At 45.8% G+C, this 21791-nt stretch carries 29 protein-coding genes and 1 pseudogene; 25 read left to right on the forward strand and 5 right to left on the reverse strand.

The features are described 5' to 3' along the window. The first annotated feature begins 20 nt into the window (after window positions 1-20). Together ACZ5V1_RS05565 and ACZ5V1_RS05570 are read left to right on the forward strand one after the other, a co-directional pair. Complete coding sequence (locus tag ACZ5V1_RS05565; RefSeq protein ID WP_464390992.1) at window positions 21-476, forward strand: hypothetical protein; 456 nt, start codon at window positions 21-23, stop codon at window positions 474-476. 2 nt (window positions 477-478) lie between these two features. After that, a complete protein-coding gene (locus ACZ5V1_RS05570) occupies window positions 479-703 on the forward strand; it encodes a hypothetical protein (protein WP_464390993.1) in 225 nt (74 codons plus the stop codon). On the opposite strand, the gene ACZ5V1_RS05575 is transcribed toward ACZ5V1_RS05570, so the two are convergent. Then, window positions 693-917 carry a hypothetical protein gene (locus ACZ5V1_RS05575; protein ID WP_464390994.1) on the reverse strand — a complete coding sequence of 75 codons (225 nt, stop codon included), beginning with the start codon at window positions 915-917 and terminating at the stop codon, window positions 693-695. The genes ACZ5V1_RS05570 and ACZ5V1_RS05575 overlap by 11 nt on opposite strands. Before the next feature lie 268 nt (window positions 918-1185). Between ACZ5V1_RS05575 and ACZ5V1_RS05580 the strand changes: the two genes are divergently transcribed. From ACZ5V1_RS05580 to ACZ5V1_RS05615, 8 genes and pseudogenes are all read left to right on the forward strand, one after another. After that, window positions 1186-1491, forward strand: coding sequence for a hypothetical protein (locus tag ACZ5V1_RS05580; protein ID WP_464390995.1), 306 nt, complete (start codon window positions 1186-1188; stop codon window positions 1489-1491). Between the two features lie 114 nt (window positions 1492-1605). Then, window positions 1606-1671 (forward strand): annotated as a pseudogene (locus ACZ5V1_RS05585) (hypothetical protein); the annotation flags it as partial. 396 nt (window positions 1672-2067) lie between these two features. Next, complete coding sequence (locus ACZ5V1_RS05590) at window positions 2068-2553, forward strand: hypothetical protein (protein ID WP_464391632.1); 486 nt, start codon at window positions 2068-2070, stop codon at window positions 2551-2553. Between the two features lie 43 nt (window positions 2554-2596). Then, window positions 2597-2851 carry a hypothetical protein gene (locus ACZ5V1_RS05595; protein ID WP_464390996.1) on the forward strand — a complete coding sequence of 85 codons (255 nt, stop codon included), beginning with the start codon at window positions 2597-2599 and terminating at the stop codon, window positions 2849-2851. A gap of 167 nt (window positions 2852-3018) precedes the next feature. Continuing rightward, window positions 3019-3552 (forward strand): hypothetical protein, encoded by a 534-nt coding sequence (locus ACZ5V1_RS05600; protein ID WP_464390997.1) that lies wholly within the window; start codon window positions 3019-3021, stop codon window positions 3550-3552. A 726-nt stretch (window positions 3553-4278) separates the two neighbouring features. Next, window positions 4279-4902, forward strand: a complete 624-nt coding sequence (locus ACZ5V1_RS05605) for a tyrosine-type recombinase/integrase (RefSeq protein WP_464390998.1) — start codon at window positions 4279-4281, stop codon at window positions 4900-4902. Next, complete coding sequence (locus ACZ5V1_RS05610) at window positions 4899-5099, forward strand: helix-turn-helix domain-containing protein (protein ID WP_464390999.1); 201 nt, start codon at window positions 4899-4901, stop codon at window positions 5097-5099. The genes ACZ5V1_RS05605 and ACZ5V1_RS05610 overlap by 4 nt, the downstream gene beginning before the upstream one ends. A gap of 3 nt (window positions 5100-5102) precedes the next feature. Next, complete coding sequence (locus ACZ5V1_RS05615) at window positions 5103-5279, forward strand: hypothetical protein (RefSeq protein ID WP_464391000.1); 177 nt, start codon at window positions 5103-5105, stop codon at window positions 5277-5279. On the opposite strand, the gene ACZ5V1_RS05620 is transcribed toward ACZ5V1_RS05615, so the two are convergent. The 4 genes from ACZ5V1_RS05620 to ACZ5V1_RS05635 form a co-directional block, all read right to left on the reverse strand. Then, window positions 5254-6486, reverse strand: a complete 1233-nt coding sequence (locus ACZ5V1_RS05620) for a radical SAM protein (RefSeq protein WP_464391001.1) — start codon at window positions 6484-6486, stop codon at window positions 5254-5256. The genes ACZ5V1_RS05615 and ACZ5V1_RS05620 overlap by 26 nt on opposite strands. A gap of 14 nt (window positions 6487-6500) precedes the next feature. Next, complete coding sequence (locus ACZ5V1_RS05625) at window positions 6501-6734, reverse strand: hypothetical protein (RefSeq protein ID WP_464391002.1); 234 nt, start codon at window positions 6732-6734, stop codon at window positions 6501-6503. A 122-nt stretch (window positions 6735-6856) separates the two neighbouring features. Next, complete coding sequence (locus ACZ5V1_RS05630) at window positions 6857-7783, reverse strand: hypothetical protein (RefSeq protein ID WP_464391003.1); 927 nt, start codon at window positions 7781-7783, stop codon at window positions 6857-6859. Window positions 7784-7867: 84 nt separating this feature from the next. Then, the gene (locus ACZ5V1_RS05635) at window positions 7868-10606 is read right to left on the reverse strand and encodes a TrlF family AAA-like ATPase (RefSeq protein ID WP_464391004.1); all 2739 of its coding nucleotides are present in this window, start codon (window positions 10604-10606) and stop codon (window positions 7868-7870) included. A 249-nt stretch (window positions 10607-10855) separates the two neighbouring features. Here ACZ5V1_RS05635 and ACZ5V1_RS05640 point away from each other — a divergent pair, with 249 nt between their 5' ends. The 15 genes from ACZ5V1_RS05640 to ACZ5V1_RS05710 are packed head-to-tail and all read left to right on the forward strand — an operon-like array spanning window position 10856 to window position 21789. Then, window positions 10856-11380, forward strand: coding sequence for a hypothetical protein (locus ACZ5V1_RS05640; protein ID WP_464391005.1), 525 nt, complete (start codon window positions 10856-10858; stop codon window positions 11378-11380). Next, the gene (locus ACZ5V1_RS05645; protein WP_464391006.1) at window positions 11381-11680 is read left to right on the forward strand and encodes a hypothetical protein; all 300 of its coding nucleotides are present in this window, start codon (window positions 11381-11383) and stop codon (window positions 11678-11680) included. It abuts the gene before it with no gap. A 2-nt stretch (window positions 11681-11682) separates the two neighbouring features. After that, window positions 11683-12186: a hypothetical protein gene (locus ACZ5V1_RS05650; protein WP_464391007.1), complete on the forward strand. Its 504-nt coding sequence runs from the start codon at window positions 11683-11685 to the stop codon at window positions 12184-12186. Beyond that, window positions 12174-13697 (forward strand): hypothetical protein, encoded by a 1524-nt coding sequence (locus ACZ5V1_RS05655; RefSeq protein WP_464391008.1) that lies wholly within the window; start codon window positions 12174-12176, stop codon window positions 13695-13697. The genes ACZ5V1_RS05650 and ACZ5V1_RS05655 overlap by 13 nt, the downstream gene beginning before the upstream one ends. Window positions 13698-13699: 2 nt before the next feature. Beyond that, entirely contained in the window at window positions 13700-13888 is a 189-nt protein-coding gene (locus tag ACZ5V1_RS05660) for a hypothetical protein (RefSeq protein WP_160711179.1), read from the forward strand. A 1-nt stretch (window position 13889) separates the two neighbouring features. After that, the gene (locus tag ACZ5V1_RS05665; RefSeq protein ID WP_464391009.1) at window positions 13890-15623 is read left to right on the forward strand and encodes a portal protein; all 1734 of its coding nucleotides are present in this window, start codon (window positions 13890-13892) and stop codon (window positions 15621-15623) included. Further along, window positions 15616-15849, forward strand: a complete 234-nt coding sequence (locus ACZ5V1_RS05670) for a hypothetical protein (RefSeq protein ID WP_464391010.1) — start codon at window positions 15616-15618, stop codon at window positions 15847-15849. Before ACZ5V1_RS05665 ends, ACZ5V1_RS05670 begins: the two co-directional genes overlap by 8 nt. Beyond that, a complete protein-coding gene (locus ACZ5V1_RS05675; RefSeq protein WP_464391011.1) occupies window positions 15849-16601 on the forward strand; it encodes a hypothetical protein in 753 nt (250 codons plus the stop codon). Before ACZ5V1_RS05670 ends, ACZ5V1_RS05675 begins: the two co-directional genes overlap by 1 nt. A 52-nt stretch (window positions 16602-16653) precedes the next feature. Further along, entirely contained in the window at window positions 16654-17571 is a 918-nt protein-coding gene (locus ACZ5V1_RS05680; RefSeq protein WP_464391012.1) for a major capsid protein, read from the forward strand. A 12-nt stretch (window positions 17572-17583) separates the two neighbouring features. Beyond that, window positions 17584-17973 carry a hypothetical protein gene (locus ACZ5V1_RS05685; protein ID WP_464391013.1) on the forward strand — a complete coding sequence of 130 codons (390 nt, stop codon included), beginning with the start codon at window positions 17584-17586 and terminating at the stop codon, window positions 17971-17973. Between the two features lie 12 nt (window positions 17974-17985). Next, window positions 17986-18429, forward strand: a complete 444-nt coding sequence (locus tag ACZ5V1_RS05690; protein ID WP_464391014.1) for a hypothetical protein — start codon at window positions 17986-17988, stop codon at window positions 18427-18429. Window positions 18430-18482: 53 nt separating this feature from the next. After that, window positions 18483-19061: a phage connector family protein gene (locus tag ACZ5V1_RS05695; protein ID WP_464391015.1), complete on the forward strand. Its 579-nt coding sequence runs from the start codon at window positions 18483-18485 to the stop codon at window positions 19059-19061. Continuing rightward, entirely contained in the window at window positions 19048-20778 is a 1731-nt protein-coding gene (locus ACZ5V1_RS05700; protein WP_464391016.1) for a phage tail protein, read from the forward strand. The genes ACZ5V1_RS05695 and ACZ5V1_RS05700 overlap by 14 nt, the downstream gene beginning before the upstream one ends. Beyond that, window positions 20779-21234: a hypothetical protein gene (locus tag ACZ5V1_RS05705; protein WP_464391017.1), complete on the forward strand. Its 456-nt coding sequence runs from the start codon at window positions 20779-20781 to the stop codon at window positions 21232-21234. It abuts the gene before it with no gap. Between the two features lie 3 nt (window positions 21235-21237). Continuing rightward, window positions 21238-21789: a hypothetical protein gene (locus ACZ5V1_RS05710; protein ID WP_160711199.1), complete on the forward strand. Its 552-nt coding sequence runs from the start codon at window positions 21238-21240 to the stop codon at window positions 21787-21789. Window positions 21790-21791: the final 2 nt, after the last annotated feature.

Genomic DNA, 21791 nt, shown 5'->3' on the forward strand with positions numbered 1-21791 from the left:
TTTTAAGGGAGCGTAGCAAAGTGCCCAAGAACAATATGCAGCCGTGGGAATTGATGATTGATGCAAAGTCAGTTCTAGGAATGGGGCTGCTGAAAAAGATTTTTCAGGTTGGAGAAAAGCAGCTGTACAGGCAAATGCGCAATCCTGATCTTGATGGAGATAACGCTCGGCCTGTGATCGATAGGGTTCGTGTGTTGTTGCAAAATCTGCACGAGGTGGGTGGGGATAAGACGGCACATGCAATTTTGCAGTTTATGTCTCTTCCTGCTGGGTACACATGTGTTCCCATAGAGCAGTGCTGTCCTACGTGTGATGATGTGAGGGCAGAGTGTTTGGAAGATTATCCAACTTTAGTGCTGCTGCATGACGCTGTGCGCGATGGGCAAGATATGCGCGCGGTTCAAACTCTGCTGGATAAGCATGTGGATGAAGTGCGGCAAACTGTGACTTTGTATGAGCAAGAGCAAGGAGAATAAGAATGGCTATGACTTTATCTGAATTAGTGAAGGAAGTTGAAACTGCCGCTGCAAAGGCAGAACTGGTAAACATTTCGGGCTGTGTTGGTGGGTATGATCGCATTGCTGGCTTTCATGTGACCGCTCACCTTGATGAGGACGGAAAGCTTTGCAGTGCTCAAGGGACTAACCCTGCAGCGACAGTTGTGTTTGATGTGATGAAGCTAGTTGAGGAGGTTAGGCGCTAACTCCCAATCTAGTTGCAAGCTTTCGGATCAGCTTGTTGGTATCGCGTTGATAGTTGAAAACTGCGTTGATTCGGCAAAGATGACCTGCTTCGTTAAACTTGCATTCCTTCAATCTGCACTCATGGTCTCCTAGTCGATCAGAGGGATTAATTTTTGATATGAGGAAGTAGTCTGTTGGAGCAATAGCTTGCGCGAATGGACAGGTTTTATCCATGGGGTCTCCTTTTGTGTTATATTTGTTATTTTGTGGAATCTAACTGGTTAGCATAAAAGGAGACTTTCTAAAAATGTTTGTTGTTTTTGTAACTAGTGCAACGCACTGACAAGTAATGAAAGGTAGTAAGGATGAGCCTTGATGCGAGTACATGGGCTTGGTGACAACTGGTGACAATGTCATAAAATAGCGTTGCAGGAAGACGGCTTTTTTCTAGGTCAAAAATATGCAATCTCTTTAAAAATCAAATTAATTTAAGGAGAAATATATGAACGAAAAAGCATATGCATGGGCTTGGAATCAGGAAGTTGAAAGTGCAGAACAAAAAGTTTTGCTGTTGGCTTTGGCTTTTGAAGCGGATGAACACAATGTGTGCACCGTTTTGTATGAAGAGCTTGAAACAAAGACTGTGATGGATAGACCATTACTTTCGGGAACAATTGAGCAACTTGAAGCAATGGGCAAGATTTGCATTGCGGAAAGTTTCAGTACTGAGAAGGCAAACTTTATGTGCCAACTTGTCGGCGTGCAGGATGTTGATCAGTGGGCAAGGATGGTAAACAGGGAAAAGTAATTCTCTGAATTTTGTAAGGACAGGAAGGCGGTTTTACTAATGAGTTTTGACGCAATGCGCTGGGTTTGGAACCTACAAATTGTAAAAGGGACAGACAAGTTTGTTCTTCTATCTATGGCAGATAGGGCGGACGAACGGCACTGCTGTTACCCTTCTATGAGTAGGCTACAGTTCGACACTGGCTTAAATATTAAAACAATTGAGGCAGCACTGCGCCGATTAAGAGATGCCGGAATAATACAGAAAACAGGGCGCAAAATGGGGCAAACAAAAAGCACGCCTGAGTACCGATTGATTGGTGTACGTGGGCGTGAAGAAGCCTTTAAAGAAACGAAGCACATTTGTAAAACCGCTACCTTTCCTGAACAGAAAAAAAAGCACCCCCAAAATAGGAGTACCCCCAAAAACGGTGCACCCCCAATTTTACCAACAAGCTCCCCCGAAATAGGGGGTGGGAGCTCCCCCAATTTTACCGAGAAGCACCCCCAAAATAGGGGGACAGAACCTATCATAGAACCAATCAGTAAACCTATCACTGAATCTTCCACTTCTTTCCCTGTGGGTGAAAGTTTTCCGTTGGCATCAACTCAGCAAATAAGTCAGCAGCAAATAATTTGCACTTTGCCGTTGAATGACGGTTCTGACTTTGAGGTGACTCAGGACTTTGTTGCAGAAGTAGCTCCGCTGTACCCGAACGTGGATGTTCTTCAGGCATTAAGAGCCATGAAGGGGTGGCTTATTGGAAACCAGAAGCGCAGGAAGACACGCAGAGGCATTAAGGCGTTTATTACAGGCTGGCTTTCTCGTGAGCAGGATAAGCCGAAAGCAGTAGGGGCAACTTATGAGCAAAGGCAAGCACCGCAGCCGAGGTCATACCGTGACTGTGTGGATTTGGAGCAGCGGCAGGAGAATGAATTCTTGAATCAGCTACAGGAGCAGCTTGATGGAAAACGTGACAGTGGAGCGAATTCGCTTGGAGCTGGGCAAGCTCAATCTGCGATTGCATCCGAACAGCCGGTACCGCGTGGCAGAAATGACCGCACTGGTGGACATGATGCTTGAGGACTTAGCACCGTACCGGATCAGCGATGCGGAGTTCTGCGCGGTGATCTCCCGCTGGCGTGTGAAAAACAACTTTGTGCCTACTAGCCGTGATGTACTCGAGCAGCTGGCAATTGTCCGTGAGGATATGAATTCGCATAAGCAGCTGGCCTTGAACGGTGCACCGGAATCGAGAGAGGAAGTGTTCTCCGAGGAGTACTGCGAGGCTGCTTTGCAGAATATAGCCAGCATCCTCGGCAAAGTTAATGCCGTGAGTCCGGCAAAGAATACACCGCGTCAGTATGGCGGCAGGGTGTAAGTTTTCGCCACCCACGCCGGAGTCCATAGGCTGCATAAGCTGGGAACAGGCGAAGGGGTGGAAAGAGAAGTATCCGCATTTGAGGCCGTGCAAGCTAGTTGGCTGGAAATGGCGGTATGTGAGGGATTGCCACACGTGCAAAAATTCAACTGAGAAAAGGGGAAGTGATGAGCAGTAATTTTATTCCAGAGCATTTTGCCATTGAGGAAGTAATTCCACCTGTGGCGCTGTTGCCGCAGAACATGCAGCAGGTTTACAAGAGTAATCCGCAGAAGCTGTTTCGCTGCTTTGACCAGCTGGCACTAGTAACGCTTGATCGACTGCGTAAGCGTTACGGTTCCTGCTTAGTGAATAACTGGAAGGTATTCAGCCCAGAGGATGCGCTTGATCTAAGTAAAAAGCACATCTTTCGTTTTTCCGGCTTTCGTCCCTGGGAATGCGAGGAGGGCGCGACCTTATCAGAGCATCGAATGTTCCGCGCCTTTGATTGCAAGTTCCGCAACGTTTCCCCAGTAGAGATCTGGGCCGACATGCAGACAAAAACAAATGCGCCGGAGTTTGAACACATCCAGCGCATTGAAGCTTTTGACGGCATGAGTTGGTTCCACTTTGATACAGGCCAGCACGAACGCTACGGTGAAGCTGTGCGGGTTATTGGGTATCGGGGGAATAGAGCGGGGTTAGGGGAGTGGTTAGTATAAAGCTAGAGAACACGGGTTTTGTAATAAATGTAAATAACGATTAGGGAAAGCACTCGGTATATATAGGTAGGATCCCAATAACGTGCCAGAAGCCAGTGTTTTTTTGATGGTTCAACTTTGTTTAAGCCAAGCTTACTTGCACATTTTTGAAGCAGTGGAATTGAGAGCAAATAGTATACAGGCAAGGTGACAAGTAGGACATAATAAAGCGTTCGGATTTCGCTTAGACTAATGTACTGCAGGAGGAAGCTTATTACTTTCGATGTTTGATAGCCAGTATGAGCAAGCTGACTTTGAAGCACAATAATCCCAAGACATAAACCCAAGGTCGTTATGAAAAAAAAGGAAATGAGATGTCCTTGGAGTTCGTTCTTTGCAGCAGTCTTTAGATAGTATTTGATCTTCTCTTTCATTTTATCCTCTAAGTCTTAGTAGTCTGATATTATGTGATAAAGCAACTAAAAGAAGGCAGCTTGGCTTGTTGTATATGAACGCATTGGGATCTTTAGTTTAACATTCTTAGCAAACATTAATTTCACATATCCACAGGGGGATAGAGGGCTTTGCAGGTGCTCAAGAGGGTTCTTAAAGCAGGCTGAAATGTTTCACAGAGTTGATTCTATTCGTAGTCGTTCGGTATGTTCTGGATTTAAATTTAATTCAGATAGTTAAGTTGTTTTGCGTAGTCGGTTACTTTTTCGCTGAAATTTAGGAGTTCGTTGTTTTATGAAGGGATGTAGACCGCTTTCTGGTGTGGAAGTGAGAAGAGTGCTCGGTAGCTTTTCCGGCTGGGAAGTGCAGCGCGATAGAACGCTGTTCCTGCTGGGAGTGACGAGTGGATTTCGAATTTCTGAGCTGCTGTCTTTGCGGGTGCGTGATGTTGTGCGGAGTAAGCGCGTGGTGAAAGAGATAGAGGTTAAGCGCGCCAATATGAAAGGCCGACACGAGAGCAGACAAATTTATCTGAACCGACAAGCGCAGCAGGCTATCTTGTCGCTGATCCACTCCATGCAGCAGCGCGGGGTGTGGAGTCACGACAGCTTTCTATTCAAATCAAGACAAGGGAAGAATAGCCCCATTACCCGGGTGCGGGCATATCAAATTCTTTCAAGCGCGTTCAGGCATGCAGGCCTGTCCGGAAAGCTTGGAACTCACTCCATGCGGAAAACCTTCGGCAACAATGTCTATGAGCACATGCTGAACCTTGTAGCGAAAGGCGTGGGCGTGGATGCCTACCGCGAAACAGCCAAGGCTTTAGGACACAAAAGTGTGGCGAGTACAGAAAATTATCTGTCGTTTCGTAACGAGCATCTACGGGCAGCAATTGATCAATTCGAGGTGTGCTTATGAGTGCAACAGTAACGCTGACAGTTGCACAGGTAGCAGAGCGGTTAGGAATCAGCCCAAAGTATGTACGTAAGCTAATAAAGCGCGGAGAGCTAAAGGCAAGCAACGTAGGCTCATCACATAAGCCGCTCTACAGAATACGTCAGCAAGCAGTGGAAACACTTTTAGATGAACGCACAGTAACAGGAATTGAGGGGTAGACTATGACAGCAGTAGCACCGGTAATGCTGAAGAACATGCAGCAGATTTGTGAAGCGTTTGGTAAGAGCCGCAAGACCATCATCAAATGGCGTGCGGAAGGGGCACCGATCTTTAAGGACGGTGGTGTGTACGGGGCAGAGTTAAATGCAGTTGCTAGGTGGTTGGTGGAGAGGACGTAGGGTTGTACCCGCAGTTTGGTTTTTCAAACCAGTTTTGACCTGCCGACCATGCCGAAGCCCTACAATCATTACATGCATATCTGAATTCACAGTGCTTGCATCCATCAATGACCTTTTTTGAAAGATCTCGATAAAATTCATATTTGGGTGAAGTGAAATAGTCATGAAGAGGTTTGTCCATAATGTTCATTATGGGGTCTCTCGTCATAATGCATGGATAGATAAAACCATGTTCGTTGATAGCAATGTGGTCGTAGTAACAGTTGTGATAGGAGGTTCCGATTTCGAGGGTATGGTTACTAAATGCTTTACTGTGAAAAGTTTGCTGTGTGCAATGTTCTTCAAGGGCTCCTTGGTACTCTTTAGCTCTGCCAATCTGTGATGGGGCACTCATGGTGAAGTTTTCGATTCCAAGTTGAGCCATTCGGGTTTTGATTTCATCGCACTCGCTTTGACTTTTCTCTAGAAGGGTAATGCCAACAAAGAGCGAAATATTAAGTTCTTGTAATTTTTTTATATTGGAAAGCGTGGCTTGGTAGCTTCCTACTTTCCCTGTGAATGAATCGTGAGCTGCTTCATTAGCACCGTGGAGACTTGTGCCGTACGTTACACCAAGCAAGTCAGAGTAGCTTAGAAGTTCATCATCAAGCTTATGAGTAAGATTTGAAAAAATTCCGGCAGTAACTGCTGTGTGATGTTGGCTGACTCTTTCAAGAAGCTCTTTGACTAGCTTGATTTTAAGTAACGGTTCACCGCCAATAAATGTTATGTGCTCGCATCCGTAGTCTAAAATTTGGTTGATAGCATGATGCCAATCCATCTCACCAGACTGGTTGTTGGTGGGAGAAGAGCTTTCCATATAGCAATGCGGGCAATTCAAATTACAAGCTGAAGTTACTTCAAGCCATGCTCGGTAAATTTTCTTTGGGATTGGAGGTTGGTAAAGGGGAGTCAGTTTTTTAAGAGGTGCCCCCCCTTTACCTGGAAGAATGATTTTAAGGCGTCGTAAGCGTCTGAGACTTGCTCGAACAACTAAATGTGAAAGGTTCGTCGATCTGCTCAGTGAGCTGATAGAAGTTGTTTGAGGAATAGCGGTAAGAATTGTTTTTTCAACGGCTGACAACCTGTGGGCGGTGGAGCGGGAAAGTAAGTAAGCCGCAGACGTTGAGATACCGTTGACTATGCGAAGATCAGGAGCAAGTTTCATAGCTAAACCTTAAGTTACTTGTTTTGCTTAGGGCAATGTTCAGCTTTTGGCTTGCAGCCCTTCGTGATCTCGATTTCTTCTGCTAGATCTGGTGGAAATATAGTAACGATATTTACGACACACCCGTCTAATTGTGCCTGAGCAACAATATTTTCGATAAGCTCGGTAATGCAGCAGCATTCTGTGGACTGAACGATAGTTACATTTTCTGTCATCTCATCTTTTTCTTTCTTTTCTTCTTTGCTCATTAGGGGCTCCTTTTTTATATTATTCTCTCCATAACATGCGGTGATTATATTTTTTATTATTAATGGTGGTGGGGCATAAAAAAGCCCCCATCTTCAAAGACGGGGGCGTATATGGTGCTGAGTTAAATGCTGTTGCTAGGTGGTTGGTGGAGAGGGAGGGCTAGTTTGGAAGAAAGACGTTGTGTCCAAATTGGCTTGCTATATGTTTTGATACGAGCTTTTTCTTTTTTTCCTAACTCTGTTATAAACTCAAAGTGCTCTTCTTCTGTAAGAAATGGGAATAAGCATGCATCAATTGTGTGTTCTGAAGTGTGTAGTATATCAGATTTTGGTAGTTCTGTTATTCTGCCACCAGTATGCTTGAATGCTTTTAGCATCACATTAAGATTTTTATCGTATGAAATAATTTGGGAACAAATTTTTATTCCAAAAGCCTTCGCTTGAGCTTCAAAAGCGCACACCCGAAGATATGTATAAACATCAGAAACTGCATTGTAGCTTTTAGGGTTATTAAGTTTTTTAGATAAGTGTAGCAAATTTCTCATTTCTTTTGAGCCATAAAGTGCTGCTAAAGAAAGGGTAACAACAGGATGTGTATACGGTAAGCCGATGTTTTTTGCTGTTTCAAGTAGTTTATTTTCTATTTTGCTTCTATCTTTTTTTCGTGCCTTAGGAATTTCATGAAGAGGGGAAATTTGCTTTAAAAAAGTTTTGCAAAGGTTAAAATTATACTCTTGCTGCCCTTGCATTGTTTCACAAATCCATGCTGCCATTTGCCGTAACAACACATGGTCTGTTTTTGCTTTTTGGCAAAATGTATTAATTAAATTACATTCTTCATCAATCACTTCAAGTTTATCAGAGACGGTTTCATTTACATTTTTTTTGCCCTCTATAATCGATAAGTAAGGCGAAATGATATTTTCAACAGTGTCTAATTTTTTAATTTCTTCTATTATCTCTGAGTCACGTTCATTGAGTTTTTTTCCTTCAATAAATTGACGTAGTTTGATCATGACATTTCTATCTAAAAAATAAGTTTTGTTCATAGCTCTCACTTATAGAAAGATTATGGTTAAGTTGAGTCAGATTCGCAATGGAATAGAAGTTAAGCTAACAACTTTGGAATAATTTTAATTTAAACCGTATTTCTTTTCTCGTTGTTTAAAAGCGACTTCTCCACCTTCAAGAATGTCACAAACTTCTTTTTTAATTTTTGGATTTTCAAGTGAACCAGAAAAATACGAGAGAGTTTCTTTATCGTTTTGTGCAACGATTACTTGTTCAGCGTCTGCGTTAACAACCAGATTTGCATTATGAGTGACAATAATTAACTGTCTATATTTTTTTATTTTCCTGAAAATTGTTGTTAGCTCTTTGACTATGAAAGAATTGTCTAGGTCATCTTCTGGTTGGTCAAAGACAAATGGGGTCGTAAATGCAGATGTAGCAAGCCGAATACATATGTATAGAGTCCCACGCTGACCTACAGAAAGTTGCTTAGGAGTTTTGTTGTAATACTTTATACTTGGGATTGCCTTTAAAAAAGTATCTCGATATTCATCAAGATGAAGGAAACTCAAAAACTGAAACGGCTGCTTAATAGCTTCGTAGTTTTCTTTGAGAAATTCATCTATTGAACTAAATGTATTGTTTCCATTACAGACTATTTTTTCACCAGATATAAGAGAAAAATACTCGTCAGCATTGTTTATTGGAAACATTTCACGAAGTTTATTCTGCGATATTTTCCTTCCATCTATATATTTCCAAAGCCCATCGTAAAATTTTTCTGGTTTAAAAACCATTTCCCCCTCAATAGAAATATTATTGAGAAGTGTTGTTATAATTTCCTTGTGCTCTTCTTGTAGATCTTTAGCGTTGGTTAGTTTTTTGAACTTATTTTCGAATGAATCAATTGCGTTTTCAAAATGCATTTGAAGTTTCTGTGCAAAATTGATGCGATTTTCACAGAGCTTTCTTGCACGTACTGTTTTCTGTTCATTTTGTTCTTTTAAATTAGTGGCAGATTCGATTTCTTGTTGATAATCAGTAACCTTTTCAAGGGTTCCAGAGATATCACCTTTGATTCCTTTTGCGCGTAACTCATCCTCAATTTGAACGTTTTTTTGTGAGAGTAATTCATCTTTTTCGTTGCTTGCGATGATAGCTTGCTCGATTTCTTGTTCTTGTTTTGAAAGGTCGACTTTAGAAATCAATGGCTTTTCAGAAAGAGTATTGCCTTTTGCATTTATCTTTTCAATTGAGTCATTTATCTTCGTAAGTTGATCTTTAATAGTAGAGAGAAGTTCTTTTAGCTCTCGTTTTAAAATGTTTGTTTTAGCAATATTACTGGCGTTCTTGGAATATTCTAGAACTTTAGCTTTTGTATCTGTAGTAGTTATCGTTTCTTTTAATTTTTCGTAGTGCCTTTTTCTTTTTTCTAAAAAGCGTTTTGAATGAACTTTATTACTTTGTTCATCTGTTTTTCGAAGCCAATCTTTAATTTCTATGTATTCTTTAAGTTCCGTAGAAATACTCTGTTGAATTAAGTTATCGCTCGTGTCGAATTTGACGTTTAATAATTCTAGTATTTTTTCACCAAACTCTTCTTTTTTGCCTACTATATCTTTAACTTCTCCCTGACTTACATGAAGATAGTCAACAGGATTAGTATCATTTGAAAGATGGAAATCAATAGCTTCACCATCTATCTTTGAAAGTGTTGCAGTGAAATTAGGGGTACCAATTTTTTCTGACTGGCTTTCAGACGAATTCTTTTCAGCCGCACCTTTATTAAAGGTGGCCTTCATTGCTTCGAGTAATAAGCTTTTGCCTGTTCCTCTTCCACCAATGATTGTAACTAAGCCAGAGTTAAGAGGTAACTCGGTAAGATCAAATTTTGGTCTCTGAATTTCATTAAAGATGGCACCACTGAAAGAGAGCTTTGAAAAATGAGTTTTGGGAAACTCAGCGGCTGGAGATTTTGGTTGGACAATTACTCGTTCTTCAGGCTCAAAGAGAATTTGTTTCAGTCCATCAAAGGTTGGGTCGGCTTTTATCCAGTTAAATCTGTCATCATTTGGTTTACAAATGGTATCAATTTTGTGGGAGTCAGAGCCGTGCACACATGGCATCAGTGAGCAGTATTTTGTTTTGATACTTTCTTCAGAATCTACGTTTTTTCCTAGAAAGTATAATCTGTCGTTTTCTTTACTAGAGAAAATGGCGTGTGATTTTGCATAAAGGGTTTCACGAACAGTTAACATGCTGTGGTGTTTTAATCCTGATGCCCCATCCTTTTCACCATTTGGCAAAATAATAAGCGCTTGGTCTTTAAAATGATTGTCGATAATTGTGAATAGGTTGTCCGGATCGACTTTGAATTGTTCTGCACCAATGGATTCATAATTACAGCCAGTAATGTTAGGGTGCGAATTTTTATACGCTTTACCAAGTCGCTTCAAGCTTTCCTTAGTGCATGTATACTCACCATGGTTAGTTGAAAATCTTAGTTGGGTAAAAAAGTCATCTGTAATTCGATTGAGAACATCTGGAGAAAAAACAACATGTATATTTACTGGCTTGTCTTTAGCTGTCGAATGACAAAGCCTCAACTCTACATTGGGCAATAACAGGTTAATATTATTGAGCTTTCCGCTATTTTTATATTCTTTTACTTTGAGATAGCCATCAATTGAATAATAGTCAGTAATTCCTAAAACAGAAACGTCGTTCAACTCTTCAAGAGCCTTAAAGTATTCTTTCCATTTTTCGTCTGGTGATGATCCGGAATATTTGGTGTTGAAATAAGAAGCAGGTGTGTGGACATGCAGATCCCACATCCGCCATTCTGACCCTTTGGAAAACATAATAACTCCCTCCCTGATTATTTGTCCGAGACCTGTCAATTCCCCCCAGCCTATCTCGAAGGTAAGCTCTCGCTTACTCCTCTTTAATCCCTCTGTAAATATCGTGTTATAATTATCCCTATCATTCGGGGTGATTGTCCGTGCGCTGTCGTGCGGTTGGTTTTCCTTCTTTCTGTCCGTTTTGATGAGCAACACCGGACAATACCCACGAATAAAATCACTATCGATTTTACTATGTGGGGTAATTGTATGGATTGGAAAGATATCGCCAGCACGGTGGCAAAAGCTGCGCCTATTCTGGGTACTGTTCTTGGTGGCCCTGTAGGTGCTGTTGCCGGTGCAGCTGGTTCGCTTGTTGCGTCTATTCTTGGCTGTGATGATTCACCGGAAGCGGTGGAAAAGGCTATCTCTCAGAATCCAGAAAATTTGCTGAAATTAAAGGAGCTGGAAGCGCAGGAACAAGCGCGAATGCTCAAATGGAAACAGGCACAGCTTGCAGCTGAACTTGCGGATCGCGATTCTGCTCGTCATCGTGACATAGCTATTACCCGTGTTAAAGGCGGCAATCTTCGTGCTGACTTGTTGGCGCTTACTGCAATGGTGGCGTTAGTCGGTGTGATGGCTGCGCTCTTTATGTTTCCAGTTCCGGAAGGCTCTGCACGAGATTTACTTCTTGTTGTAACGGGCTGTCTTATCAACATAGTTAAAGAAGTGTATGGCTTCGAATTTGGCTCCTCTCGCGGCGAACAAGATGCAAGGCCGCAGGTGCGCTAGATGGGCGAAGCTGCGCGGCTTTCCATATCTTCTGAGAATTCCAATCTTTCATTTTTCCTTACTATCCTGCGGTATGTTGGTGTGGCTATGGTCGGTGCCTGTATGTTCTATGATCGACTTGTAGACGTAGAGGCACTGGCTACTGCCAACGCTAACGCTATTACCGTTATCAAAGAAGATGTTGCGACGGTCGGGCGCATTGAAGAGGCCGTGAAGTATTTGAAGCGGGACTCTGAATATCAGAATGGTCGTATCGACGACATCTATCGAATTCTCACCACCAACAGTGGCGGCAACTAGCTATGGCTGGCCGCAAGACTTCCTATAAGAAAAGTTACGTAGCCCAAGCGCGTGAAGCGTGCGCTATGGGGGGCTTTTCTAATGCCAAACTCGGGCGGCTGTTCGGTGTAACGAAGAACACCATCTGGAAATGGCGTAAGAAGTATCCGGACTTTGATACAGCCTGCAAGCAGGGCTTTGAAGATTTTGCCATAGATGAGGCGCGTAGTTCCCTTACCAAACTTGTTAAGGGTTACAGTTTTACAGAAGTGACCAAAGAAGCGGTGACGAACAAGCAGACAGGCCAAACGTTGATGTTTGAAACGAAGCGCGTGCGTAAACATGTGCAGCCTAGCATTAACGCTGTGAAGATTGTTCTGGATAGGGTTGATGCAGAGCAGGCCACCCAGCAGACAGGCGGTGAGTTGTCGGATCTGATTGCTGAGATAGACGGTGTTACCCGTTCGCTGACTCCCACAGAACGCGGCCTGTTGCCTGAAGATGGAGACGCCGCATGTCCAGCATAATTTATGACGACATGAAGCGGAACCTCAGCAACCGTTTCTGGCGGCTGAATAATCTGTACAAGATTATCGACAAGAAGGGCGATAGCGTTCGTTTTACGCTGAATCCGGAGCAGACAAAGTTTGTGAGCGAGATGCATACCCGTAACAGCATCTTGAAGGCTCGCCAGCTGGGGTTCACAACCTTTTCCTGCATGTTCGGGCTTGATCTGTGTTTGTTCAATTCGAACACCAGCGTCGGCATCATCGCGCAGACTATGGATGATGTGAAAAAGATTTTTAGAAACAAGGTTCTCTACGCCTACAAGAACCTTCCTCCCTCTTTACGAGCGGTCACGGGGTTAGAAGCGCAGGCCGAAAACGCGCAAGAACTGTTGCTCGGCAATAACTCCTCCATTGCCGTCGGCCTGTCGTTTCGCTCTGGCACCTTGCATTTTCTCCATGTCTCCGAACTTGGGAAAATTGCTGCCCGATTTCCACAACGCGCAGAAGAGGTGCAAACGGGCGCGCTGCCTACTGTGCCGACTGACGGCATTGTTGTGTTCGAATCCACGGCGGAAGGTGATTCCGGCCTGTTTTACGACACCTGTGACGTTGCCCAGCGCAAACAGCGCATGAACGAACCGTTAAGCTCGCTTGATTTCAAGTTCCACTTTTTTCCCTGGTATGAACGTGCGGACTACGTTCTACCCGCGCATACTGTGCGCCTTACACCGGAGCAGGACTCCTATTTTTTCAAGATGGAACAGGAGCTTTCCTACAAGTTCTCTCCAGAGCAGAAGGCGTGGTATGCGGTTATGTCCAACTCTTTGGGCGAAAAGATGAAGCGCGAATACCCGACCACGCCAAAGGAAGCGTTCGAGCAGTCCATCGAGGGCGCTTACTACAGCAAGTACATGGTACAGGCCGAGGCACAGGGGCGCGTGTGCATTGTGCCGCATGAACCACTGCTTAAAGTCTACACCTCGTGGGATTTGGGCGTTTCTGACACCACCGCGATTTGGTTCTTTCAGTACTCACCATCCGGCGAGCGTCGATACATCAATTTTTATGAAAACAGCGGCGAAGGCTTGGAGCACTACGCAAAGGTGCTTGAGGAATACGCGGACAAGTACGGCTACCGCTACGCTGACCACATTGCCCCGCACGACATTCGCGTTCGCGAGATTGGCAACAAGGCAAAGAGCAGGCTGGAAAGCGCGCTTGAGCTGGGCATCAAGTTTAGTGTGTGTCCTAGCGTTTCAATTGCGGACGGCATTCAGTCTGTACGTAATATTTTGCCGAGCTGCTGGTTCGATAAAGCAAACTGTGCAGCCGGACTCAAGGCGCTTAGGCATTACCGCAAAAAGTGGAATGACGAACGCGGGTGCTTTGAGAGCCAACCACTACATGATTGGGCATCAAACGGAGCGGACTCGTTCAGGTACTCAGCGGTTGGATTCAAGCCACCAGTTCAGATTCAGACACAAACACACGCGCAGTCTACACGCGGCAAGAAACGAGGCAGGAGATAGCTATGGGGTCAATGTTTAGCGGTAAGCCCAGCACACCAAAGGTTCCAGACTACGAGGAAGAGCGCAAAAAAGAAGAAGCTAAGGCAGCAGATAAAAAGAAGTCCCTGCTTAACAAAGGGCGTAGTGGCACCATGCTTGGTGGTTCAACGGGTGATGATGCAAATATTAAGAAAGCAAAGTTAGGCGCGTAACATGAATCTGCTTGTCAAAGAATTACAGCAACGCCTTCGTGTTCTTAAACAGAGCCGTAAAAGTGCAGAAGAAGACTGGCAGGAGCTTGCAGAATATTTGCAGGCTCCGAAAGCCCGTTTTTTCAGTGACGATTCAACGGATGCTGAGAATCGTGAACTGATTTGGAGTTCCGTTCCAGAAGATGCGTTGCAACAGTTTGCAGCTGGCATTCATTCTTTGCTGACGAATCCTGCACAGACTTGGTTGCACACTGCTCTCACAGGGAAGGGGGCTGAAGAGCTTTCCTCAGATGTGACTGAATGGGCTTCTGAAATTGCAGGGCTCATCATGGATGCTTGCAAGCATGAAGAGGCGGGCTTCGATTCCAAAATGAACGAATGTTATCTCGACTATGGAACATTTGGGCAGATGGGGTTGTTTGTTGAAGATCCAGAAGACGACTCGCCAATTCCGTTCTCTTCCATTTCTCCGCATGAGTGTTTCATTTCTGAGAACAAGCACGGGATCGTCGATACCTTGTTTCGGCGGTTGGAGCTCACTGTGCGACAGGTGCAGGAACGTTGGGGCAAGCGCAAACGTGGGCTTACCTCAGACATTTTCCAGAAGCGAACCTACTCGGATCAGGTGCAGCGCAAGATAGACCGCCAAGAACTGGAAGATAAAGTTTTCGTTTGGCAGGCCATCTATCCGCGCAAGCAAGGCGAGTGGTCAGATGAAGCAACCATACCAAGCAAGTTCATGTATGCCTCTGTGTTCTGGGAAGAAGAAACTAACCAGCTTCTTTCTGAGGGGGGCTACAGAGAGCAGCCTTTCATGTTTGCGCGGTACTCGAAATTCTCCGGTGCTGAGCCATGGGGACGTGGCCCAGCACATATAGCGCTACCACATATCCGCTTGCTCCATGCACAGGAAGATTCCAAAGACGGTGCTATTCAATCGCAGTGTGAACCCGCCTATGCTGTTGATTCCGGCATGTACAAGGGTGGTATCAACACAGACTCGGGAGCAACTAACTTTTACGAAGCGAACTCCGTAACTGGAGAGCGACATTACGGAATCTATCCAATTTCTTCCGGTGCAGATGTAAGTGCAGTCCATATGACTACTAAGGAGCGGGCACAGGAAATTCGTACGATTTTCTTTAACGATCAGCTGCAAATGGTGGGTGGTCCGAACATGACGGCCTACGAAGTAGCTCTTCGTGATTCTAAAAAAATGATGCTGCTTCTTCCCATGTGGGGACGACTTGCAACGGAATTTCTTCCGATCTTCGTTAACCGTATGAACGGAATTCTTGAACGTCGTGGCGATATTCCAGAAGCACCAGATGTGCTGCATTCACTTATTGAACAGGGTGACGTTTCGCGTTTGAAGGTTGCCTATGTTTCCCCGATTACGATGGCACAGAAGGCATCTGAGGCGCAAACATTCCAACGTGCGCTTGAGTACATCAAGCCTATGGTGGAGATGAACCCGCAAGTTATGGATAACTTCGATTTGGATGAGGCTGTTCGGGATTCGCAAGAGCTGTTTGGCTATCCTGCAAAGTATCTTGTTGACGCAAAAGAAAGGGATGCTGGGCGCAAGCAGCGGCAGGATATGGCAGCGCAAGCGAGAGACTTACAAGCAGGCAAAGAAATGGCTGACACAGCCAAGACTGTTGGTGAGGCCGCAACAAATGCTGAGTCTATTGCTGGGGCGGTAGAACAAATTCAAGGGGGAATGAGTGCGTAATTTTCGTAAGAAGCAGGAAGTTGAAAAACCTCTTTCTGATGAAACAAAGCAGGCTATCCGCAGAGCGTTAAGCACACCAGATGGGAAAGAGCTGCTGAAATTTTTGAAGGTACGCGGCGGTGTAGATATTCCCACGTACCAGGCTGGCAAAGAGCATGAAGCAATGATTCACCACGGGGCGCGTAAGGCACTGGTGAAAGAACTTATTCAACTTATGGAGGCGTGATGCGTAATTTCTGGAAACTCTTAATGATGATGTGCCTTCCGTGTCTGTCCTTTGCAGAAGATGGCGGCGGCTCCGGTGGTGATGCAGGCGGTGACGGTGGTTCTGGTGGCGCAGCTGATGACAGTGGGGCCGGTGGGGATGGCAGTTCCGGCGATGGTGGAGATGAAGGTGGTTCGGACGATGATGCTGGCGGTTCCGGTGATAACGATGGCAGTGAAAATACACCGGATTACTCGACACCTGAAGGATTTCTCACGTTTGCCCGTGAGAACGGCGCGTTTGATAGCGCGGATAAATATCAGATTCCCACAACCTTTGAAGGCGTAGACGTTCCAGAACATCTTGCAGAATCTCTTGATTTTGAAGGTGATTCAAAGCTGTTCGCAGAGATTGCGGCAAACCGTGGACTCACTCAGCATCAGGCTGCTGGGGTGTACGAGGATTACGTAAAGGCTGTGCTCAAAGTTTCTGCTGAGTCTGAAGCCGCTTCTATCGAAGCACAGAAGCCGGAAAACGTCATGAAGCAGGTCTACGGGGATAAGGCGCAGGAAGCTATGCCAGCCCTGGAACGTGGCCTTAAAGCTTTGGGTATCGATGCATCCAAGGGATTGCGCATTCAGCACGGCATGAAAGCTATTGCAGAACTTGGTCGCCTTGTTGGTGAAGATGGTCACTTCCGAAGTGAAGGAGCTGGGCAGAATAAAGATGAAGAAATGAGCACGGAAGACTGGCTGAAAGAAGCCATGAACTAGCCCGCATAGGGCATACCGTCTTTCATAACAGCGCAGATACGGAGGTATCAGCATGGGTAAAGAATTTATGATGGGGACTCTTAAAGAGTTGAGTAACGAGCACTGCAAAAAGCAGCCGAAACAGGTGGACACGATCACGGAAGAAGCGCCGATTCTTGGGACTATTCCGTTTGCACCTTCTTCGCATGAGCTTTGGCATAACCACGAAGAACTGGCAGGCGTAAAGGGCGCAGGCTGGGTAGACATGAACGCGCCACTGCCAGCCATGAGCGTTTCTGCTGACATCAAAAAGACCGACTTGGCAATCCTTGGCGGCGAAATTGAAGTGCCTCAAGACCGTGCCGTGGCCTTTGGCGGTAAAGAAAAATACTTCTCTAGCAAGCTTCCTAAAACACAGCGTGATTCCGGCATGAGCGCGGAAACTACCATCATCTACAACAACTTCCTGCCCTACGCTTTGGAGCACAAAAAGGTTGTAGGCGCTGGTGCAACTGGTGATGGCTACACCATGATTGCTGTAACTTTCACACAGGACGAGCTTTGCGGCCTGTACTCTCCGGCAGGCTTTAAGATGGGCGCTGTCATGGATGCGGTGCCGATCAACAACGGTGCGCTCTACAAGGACAGCAAGGGCGTGCTTGTGTATGGGCTTGCGCTTAAAGCCTACATGGGGCTGCTGCTTGCGAACCCTCAGAAGATTGCCGCAATCACGAACATCGACAAAGCAAACAGACCTACAGCCGACATGATCGACGACATGCTTGCAGATTGCCGTGCGTCCAATTCCTCAAAGACCTTCATTTTCTGCCATCCTAAATGCCAGACGCTGCTTAACGAGCACAAAGGCAAGAGCATGCAGACAACAACGGATACCAAGGACATTAACCGCACGTTCACACACTGGAACGGCGTGGAAATCCAGACTTCATTCAACTTCACCGATGCTGGTGATCAGCACATCGACCTGTAGGAGAAGCTGCATATGCGTATGTTCGATAACAGACTCCCGCAATTCGGGGAGTATTTGGGTGAGGGTGTCACATTGCCGAACACCGGAACAACCGTGCTGACGGGTGATCCTTCACCTATCTCCGGTTCCGCTGGTGGCACGGGTGTGACTGTGCGCTGCAAAACTGCTGTGTCCATTCCTGCAGGAAAGGTTCTGCACCTTGTGGTGAAGGACTGCGACACCGTGGACGGTACTTTTTCCGAAGTCTGCCGTGTGACCTTTCATGAAGGTTCTTATGTGGCTGGTGGGCATCTTGGTGAGGCCGTGCTGCCTTCGCAGACGAAGCGCTTTGTTAAGGGCGAGCTTGTGTCTGACGGAGCATGTGTCGGCAAAGTAGACGTCTACCCTTACGCAACACGATAGGAGGCATCCAGAATGCCATACTTCGTTGCTAAAAAACGCTGCTTTTATGACGGGCAGATGTGCGAAAAGGGACAGGTTGTGGAGTTCTTTCAGCCTGTTTCTGCGCAGTCTTGGGGGGCGATGGATGAAGAAGGTAAAACGCTGTTGGTCTATCCGGAAGATGCGAAGAAAAGTCCCGAAGCCGTAGAGGTTTTCAGCGATGAATTTGAAGTACTTCAAGTAACACATGAAGTTTTACTTGAAGATTTTGAGAGCCAGAAGGAGCGGATCAGCACCATCGAGCATGAGCGCGACACAGCACTTCAGTCTGTGACGGAACTGCAAAATGAAAACAAGTCGCTTGCCAAAGCTGCGGAAGATGCAACTGCCCAGCAAGTTTCAATCGCAGAGTTGAAACAGATGGTGAAAGACAAAGAGAATAAAGATGTTCTCGAAGAGGCAATCGTAAAGCTCTAGCAGCTCAGTTTGAAAAGTGCAGGGGGAAAGCTCCCTGCACATAGGGAAACGCCATGTCAGACACATTGAATATTATCAACAGGGCGCTCGGTGAAGTGAATGCACCGGCGATTTCCGCACTAGATGACGGCTCTGCATATGCTGAGGTGGTTAACCGTTCTTGGACCCCTGCACGCAATGCTGTGCTTCGGGCGCACCACTGGCCTTGTTGCATGAAACGAGAAAAGCTCAACCGCAGCGAAGATTCCCCAGCATGGGAATATCAGTACGCGCATTTTCTTCCAGTGGACTATGCCGTTTTAGTGAGTGTGCACCCTGAAACATCTTATTCAATTGAGAGTGGTGTAATTCTCAGCAATGCGGAAAGCCTTTCTATCAAATACGTTTCCACTGAAACAAAGCTGTTTGATGCGGCGTTAGAAGACGCGATTGTATATGAACTTGCTGCCCGTATCGCACTACCGATCAGCTCAAAGAAAACTTTGGCAGATCGGTTGGAAGTGAAAGCACAGGAAAAGTTGAAACGTGCGATTCATACGACTTCCAGAGAAAAGACACCTCAAGATGTTCGTACTCATCGTTGGAAAGAGATTAAGTTAGGTCGAGGCCGGAGACGTTATGCCCAAAATTAGACTGATTCAAACTAATTTCACCTCTGGGGAATGGTCTCCTCGTCTTGCCGGTCACGTTGATTTACAGAAACGCGCGAATGCCTGTGAGGAATTGCAAAACGTCATTGTGTGGCCTCATGGCGGGGCAACTCGAAGAATGGGTACGATCTTTCGAGGCCATGCGAAGGAAGCCAGTAGCAATCCTCGGCTTAAAGATTTTTCCTTTAACGACATTCAAACATATGTACTTGAATTTGGTGATGGCTATGTGCGCTTTTGGCGTGATGGCGGACAAGTAATGAAAGACGGTGCTCCGCTTGAACTTGTACTGCCATACACAGCGGCAGAGGTGTATGAACTTGGTTTTGCTCAGTCTGCTGACGTGCTTTTTATGTGCCATGGAAACCACAAACCGCAAAAAATTATTCGCAGCGGTGCAGATGCCTTTGAGCTTGTTGAATGTATTTTCACAAATCAGCCAACCCAATGGGAGGCAGGGAACTGGCCTTCTCGAATTAATTTACATCAGCAACGTACCTGGTGGAGCGGTTGCCCGAATCACCCTCAAAAACTCTGGTTCTCAGCAACTGGTAACTTTTTGGAGATGGGCGGTGCTGCAAAGGAAGATGACTCTGGCGCAGGATTTAGTCTCGACTCTGATCAGGTGAACCAGATTCGGGGAATGGTGGCGGCTCGTAGCATGGTTGTTCTTACCAGTGGCGGTGAATGGACGCTTAAAGGCTCCGGTAACGCTGCAATTTCTCCTACAGATGTGCAGGCCACACGATACAGCAACGTCGGTTGCGCTGCTAACGTACCACCTATGCTGATTGGTTCTGCTGTGCTGTTCATGTCTCGTGATCGCAAAAAGATGCGCGAGTTCATTTACAACCTTGAACAAGACGGTTTTGTTCCAATTGAAGCCTCGTTGCTCTCTGAACATTTGCTACGCCCACAAGTGAAGCAAATGGCATGGCAGCAAGACCCTGACTCCATCGTTTGGAGTGTACTCGATGATGGGACTCTTGCAGCTATGACATACCTTCGAGATCAGCAGGTGTATGCGTGGCACAGGCATGAAACACAGGGAAAGGTGGTTTCCATTTGTGCTAACGGGGCAGAGGACTACACAGAGCTTTGGCTTGCGGTGGAACGAAATGGAAAAGTTTGTATCGAGCAGATGGCTTCTCCGTGGCAGGGTAATAGTCTGGATGATGTGAATTGTTTCTTTGTGGATTGCGGTCTGATGTATGAAGGAGAGCCGCTGCAGGAACTTTCCGGCCTTGAGCATTTAGAAGGCATGGAAGTGCAAGTGCTGGCCGATGGCGGTGTCCAAAAGGCGCGAACTGTAACGAGCGGGACAATTACTCTTGATGCAGCTGCACGGAAGATTGTTGTGGGGCTTGGGTATTCATACCGGGTAACACCGTTACAGCCAGAAGGTGGACACCCAGAAGGCACAGGACAAGGTGCGATTAAGCGTCTCTCAAAAGTAATTATCCGAGTCTATAAGTCTGTTGGGATGAGCTACAAGGTCGGGGATGATAAAGAGCGAGATACGTTTCTACGTAGCGTTAACAAGTCCATGAACAAGCCCGTCGAACCTCTTACCGACGATTTAGAAATTCCTTCCATTGGTACCGGCTGGCAGAGCAATCCAAGAATAACCGTCTTTGGTGACGATCCGCTTCCGTTTTCTCTTCTAGCTCTCATTCGAGAAGTTGAGGTTACAGCATAGATGCCAAAAATCAGACCATTCAAAGCAGAAGATGTTTTGCAAATAGAGCTTCGTGCAAGTGATTGCAAAAATTTAGAAGGTATCGACCTAGTTGCGCATGGGAAAGAACTTGCACTTACACCTTATGCTTCAACACTTTTAACAGATGACGGGCATATTATCGCGTGTCTTGGTGGCTTCGTTTTTGGAAAAACCTCTATGGTCTTTTTACTTACGAGTACGCTTCTGGAACTGTACCCGCTTGTAACACTCAAGGTGAGCAAAGCGTATTTTGCACGCGCTATGCGCAATGGTGTTGTGCGGTTTGAAACACTTGTGAATCCAGATGATGCAAGGGCTGTTCGTTTTATCGAATATCTAGGTTTTGAGTGTGAGGGATTGTGCAGGGCAACTGGTTACAATTTGATGGATAGGTACCTGTATGCGCGTATCTGTTTACCAGAGGAAGAGAGGTAAATTATGGCATCAGTTATGGTTGGGACAGCCGCAGCTGCTGTAGCAAGCACAGCGGGTGGTGCAGCGGCAGCAGGCACAGCCGCAGCGGGAACCGCGGCAGCCGCAGGTGCTGCCAGTGCGGCAGCAGCAGGTACAGCAGCCGCTGCGAGTTCATTTGGAATAGCTGAAGGCTTGATGGCGGCAAGTGTTTTAGCCGGAATTGGTGGAACAGCTGCATCTATGAACAGCCAAAGAAATATGGCGGCCTCGCAAGCTGAGTACACAGAAAAAGTTGGTGCTTACAATTCTGCTTCCACAAAAGACCAGTACCGAAAGTTAATGTCCACCCAGAAAGCAAGCTATGGTGCAAGCGGTGTGCAGCTTGATGATGGTGGCACCCCTTCTGATGTGCTTGCAGAAACTATGGTGGACATGGAAATGGATGCTCTTGCCACGTATTACGGAGGCCAAGCAAAAGGTACGGCTTTTAAAAATCAGGCCAGAGCAAACAACACTGCTTCCATGTTTAACGGGTTAGCGCAGGCTGGTAGCGACGCGTATTCCCTTCTTCGATAGGC

The organism is Halodesulfovibrio oceani subsp. galateae (assembly GCF_055397225.1).

Bases quoted from the DNA above. Each gene is read 5' to 3' on its own strand.
- ACZ5V1_RS05570 (WP_464390993.1), top strand. From the start codon at position 479: ATGGCTATGACTTTATCTGAATTAGTGAAGGAAGTTGAAACTGCCGCT.
- ACZ5V1_RS05575 (WP_464390994.1), bottom strand. From the start codon at position 917: ATGGATAAAACCTGTCCATTCGCGCAAGCTATTGCTCCAACAGACTAC.
- ACZ5V1_RS05580 (WP_464390995.1), top strand. From the start codon at position 1,186: ATGAACGAAAAAGCATATGCATGGGCTTGGAATCAGGAAGTTGAAAGT.
- ACZ5V1_RS05600 (WP_464390997.1), top strand. From the start codon at position 3,019: ATGAGCAGTAATTTTATTCCAGAGCATTTTGCCATTGAGGAAGTAATT.
- ACZ5V1_RS05605 (WP_464390998.1), top strand. From the start codon at position 4,279: ATGAAGGGATGTAGACCGCTTTCTGGTGTGGAAGTGAGAAGAGTGCTC.
- ACZ5V1_RS05610 (WP_464390999.1), top strand. From the start codon at position 4,899: ATGAGTGCAACAGTAACGCTGACAGTTGCACAGGTAGCAGAGCGGTTA.
- ACZ5V1_RS05615 (WP_464391000.1), top strand. From the start codon at position 5,103: ATGACAGCAGTAGCACCGGTAATGCTGAAGAACATGCAGCAGATTTGT.
- ACZ5V1_RS05620 (WP_464391001.1), bottom strand. From the start codon at position 6,486: ATGAAACTTGCTCCTGATCTTCGCATAGTCAACGGTATCTCAACGTCT.
- ACZ5V1_RS05625 (WP_464391002.1), bottom strand. From the start codon at position 6,734: ATGAGCAAAGAAGAAAAGAAAGAAAAAGATGAGATGACAGAAAATGTA.
- ACZ5V1_RS05630 (WP_464391003.1), bottom strand. From the start codon at position 7,783: ATGAACAAAACTTATTTTTTAGATAGAAATGTCATGATCAAACTACGT.
- ACZ5V1_RS05635 (WP_464391004.1), bottom strand. From the start codon at position 10,606: ATGTTTTCCAAAGGGTCAGAATGGCGGATGTGGGATCTGCATGTCCAC.
- ACZ5V1_RS05640 (WP_464391005.1), top strand. From the start codon at position 10,856: ATGGATTGGAAAGATATCGCCAGCACGGTGGCAAAAGCTGCGCCTATT.
- ACZ5V1_RS05645 (WP_464391006.1), top strand. From the start codon at position 11,381: ATGGGCGAAGCTGCGCGGCTTTCCATATCTTCTGAGAATTCCAATCTT.
- ACZ5V1_RS05650 (WP_464391007.1), top strand. From the start codon at position 11,683: ATGGCTGGCCGCAAGACTTCCTATAAGAAAAGTTACGTAGCCCAAGCG.
- ACZ5V1_RS05655 (WP_464391008.1), top strand. From the start codon at position 12,174: ATGTCCAGCATAATTTATGACGACATGAAGCGGAACCTCAGCAACCGT.
- ACZ5V1_RS05660 (WP_160711179.1), top strand. From the start codon at position 13,700: ATGGGGTCAATGTTTAGCGGTAAGCCCAGCACACCAAAGGTTCCAGAC.
- ACZ5V1_RS05665 (WP_464391009.1), top strand. From the start codon at position 13,890: ATGAATCTGCTTGTCAAAGAATTACAGCAACGCCTTCGTGTTCTTAAA.
- ACZ5V1_RS05675 (WP_464391011.1), top strand. From the start codon at position 15,849: ATGCGTAATTTCTGGAAACTCTTAATGATGATGTGCCTTCCGTGTCTG.
- ACZ5V1_RS05680 (WP_464391012.1), top strand. From the start codon at position 16,654: ATGGGTAAAGAATTTATGATGGGGACTCTTAAAGAGTTGAGTAACGAG.
- ACZ5V1_RS05685 (WP_464391013.1), top strand. From the start codon at position 17,584: ATGCGTATGTTCGATAACAGACTCCCGCAATTCGGGGAGTATTTGGGT.
- ACZ5V1_RS05690 (WP_464391014.1), top strand. From the start codon at position 17,986: ATGCCATACTTCGTTGCTAAAAAACGCTGCTTTTATGACGGGCAGATG.
- ACZ5V1_RS05695 (WP_464391015.1), top strand. From the start codon at position 18,483: ATGTCAGACACATTGAATATTATCAACAGGGCGCTCGGTGAAGTGAAT.
- ACZ5V1_RS05700 (WP_464391016.1), top strand. From the start codon at position 19,048: ATGCCCAAAATTAGACTGATTCAAACTAATTTCACCTCTGGGGAATGG.
- ACZ5V1_RS05705 (WP_464391017.1), top strand. From the start codon at position 20,779: ATGCCAAAAATCAGACCATTCAAAGCAGAAGATGTTTTGCAAATAGAG.
- ACZ5V1_RS05710 (WP_160711199.1), top strand. From the start codon at position 21,238: ATGGCATCAGTTATGGTTGGGACAGCCGCAGCTGCTGTAGCAAGCACA.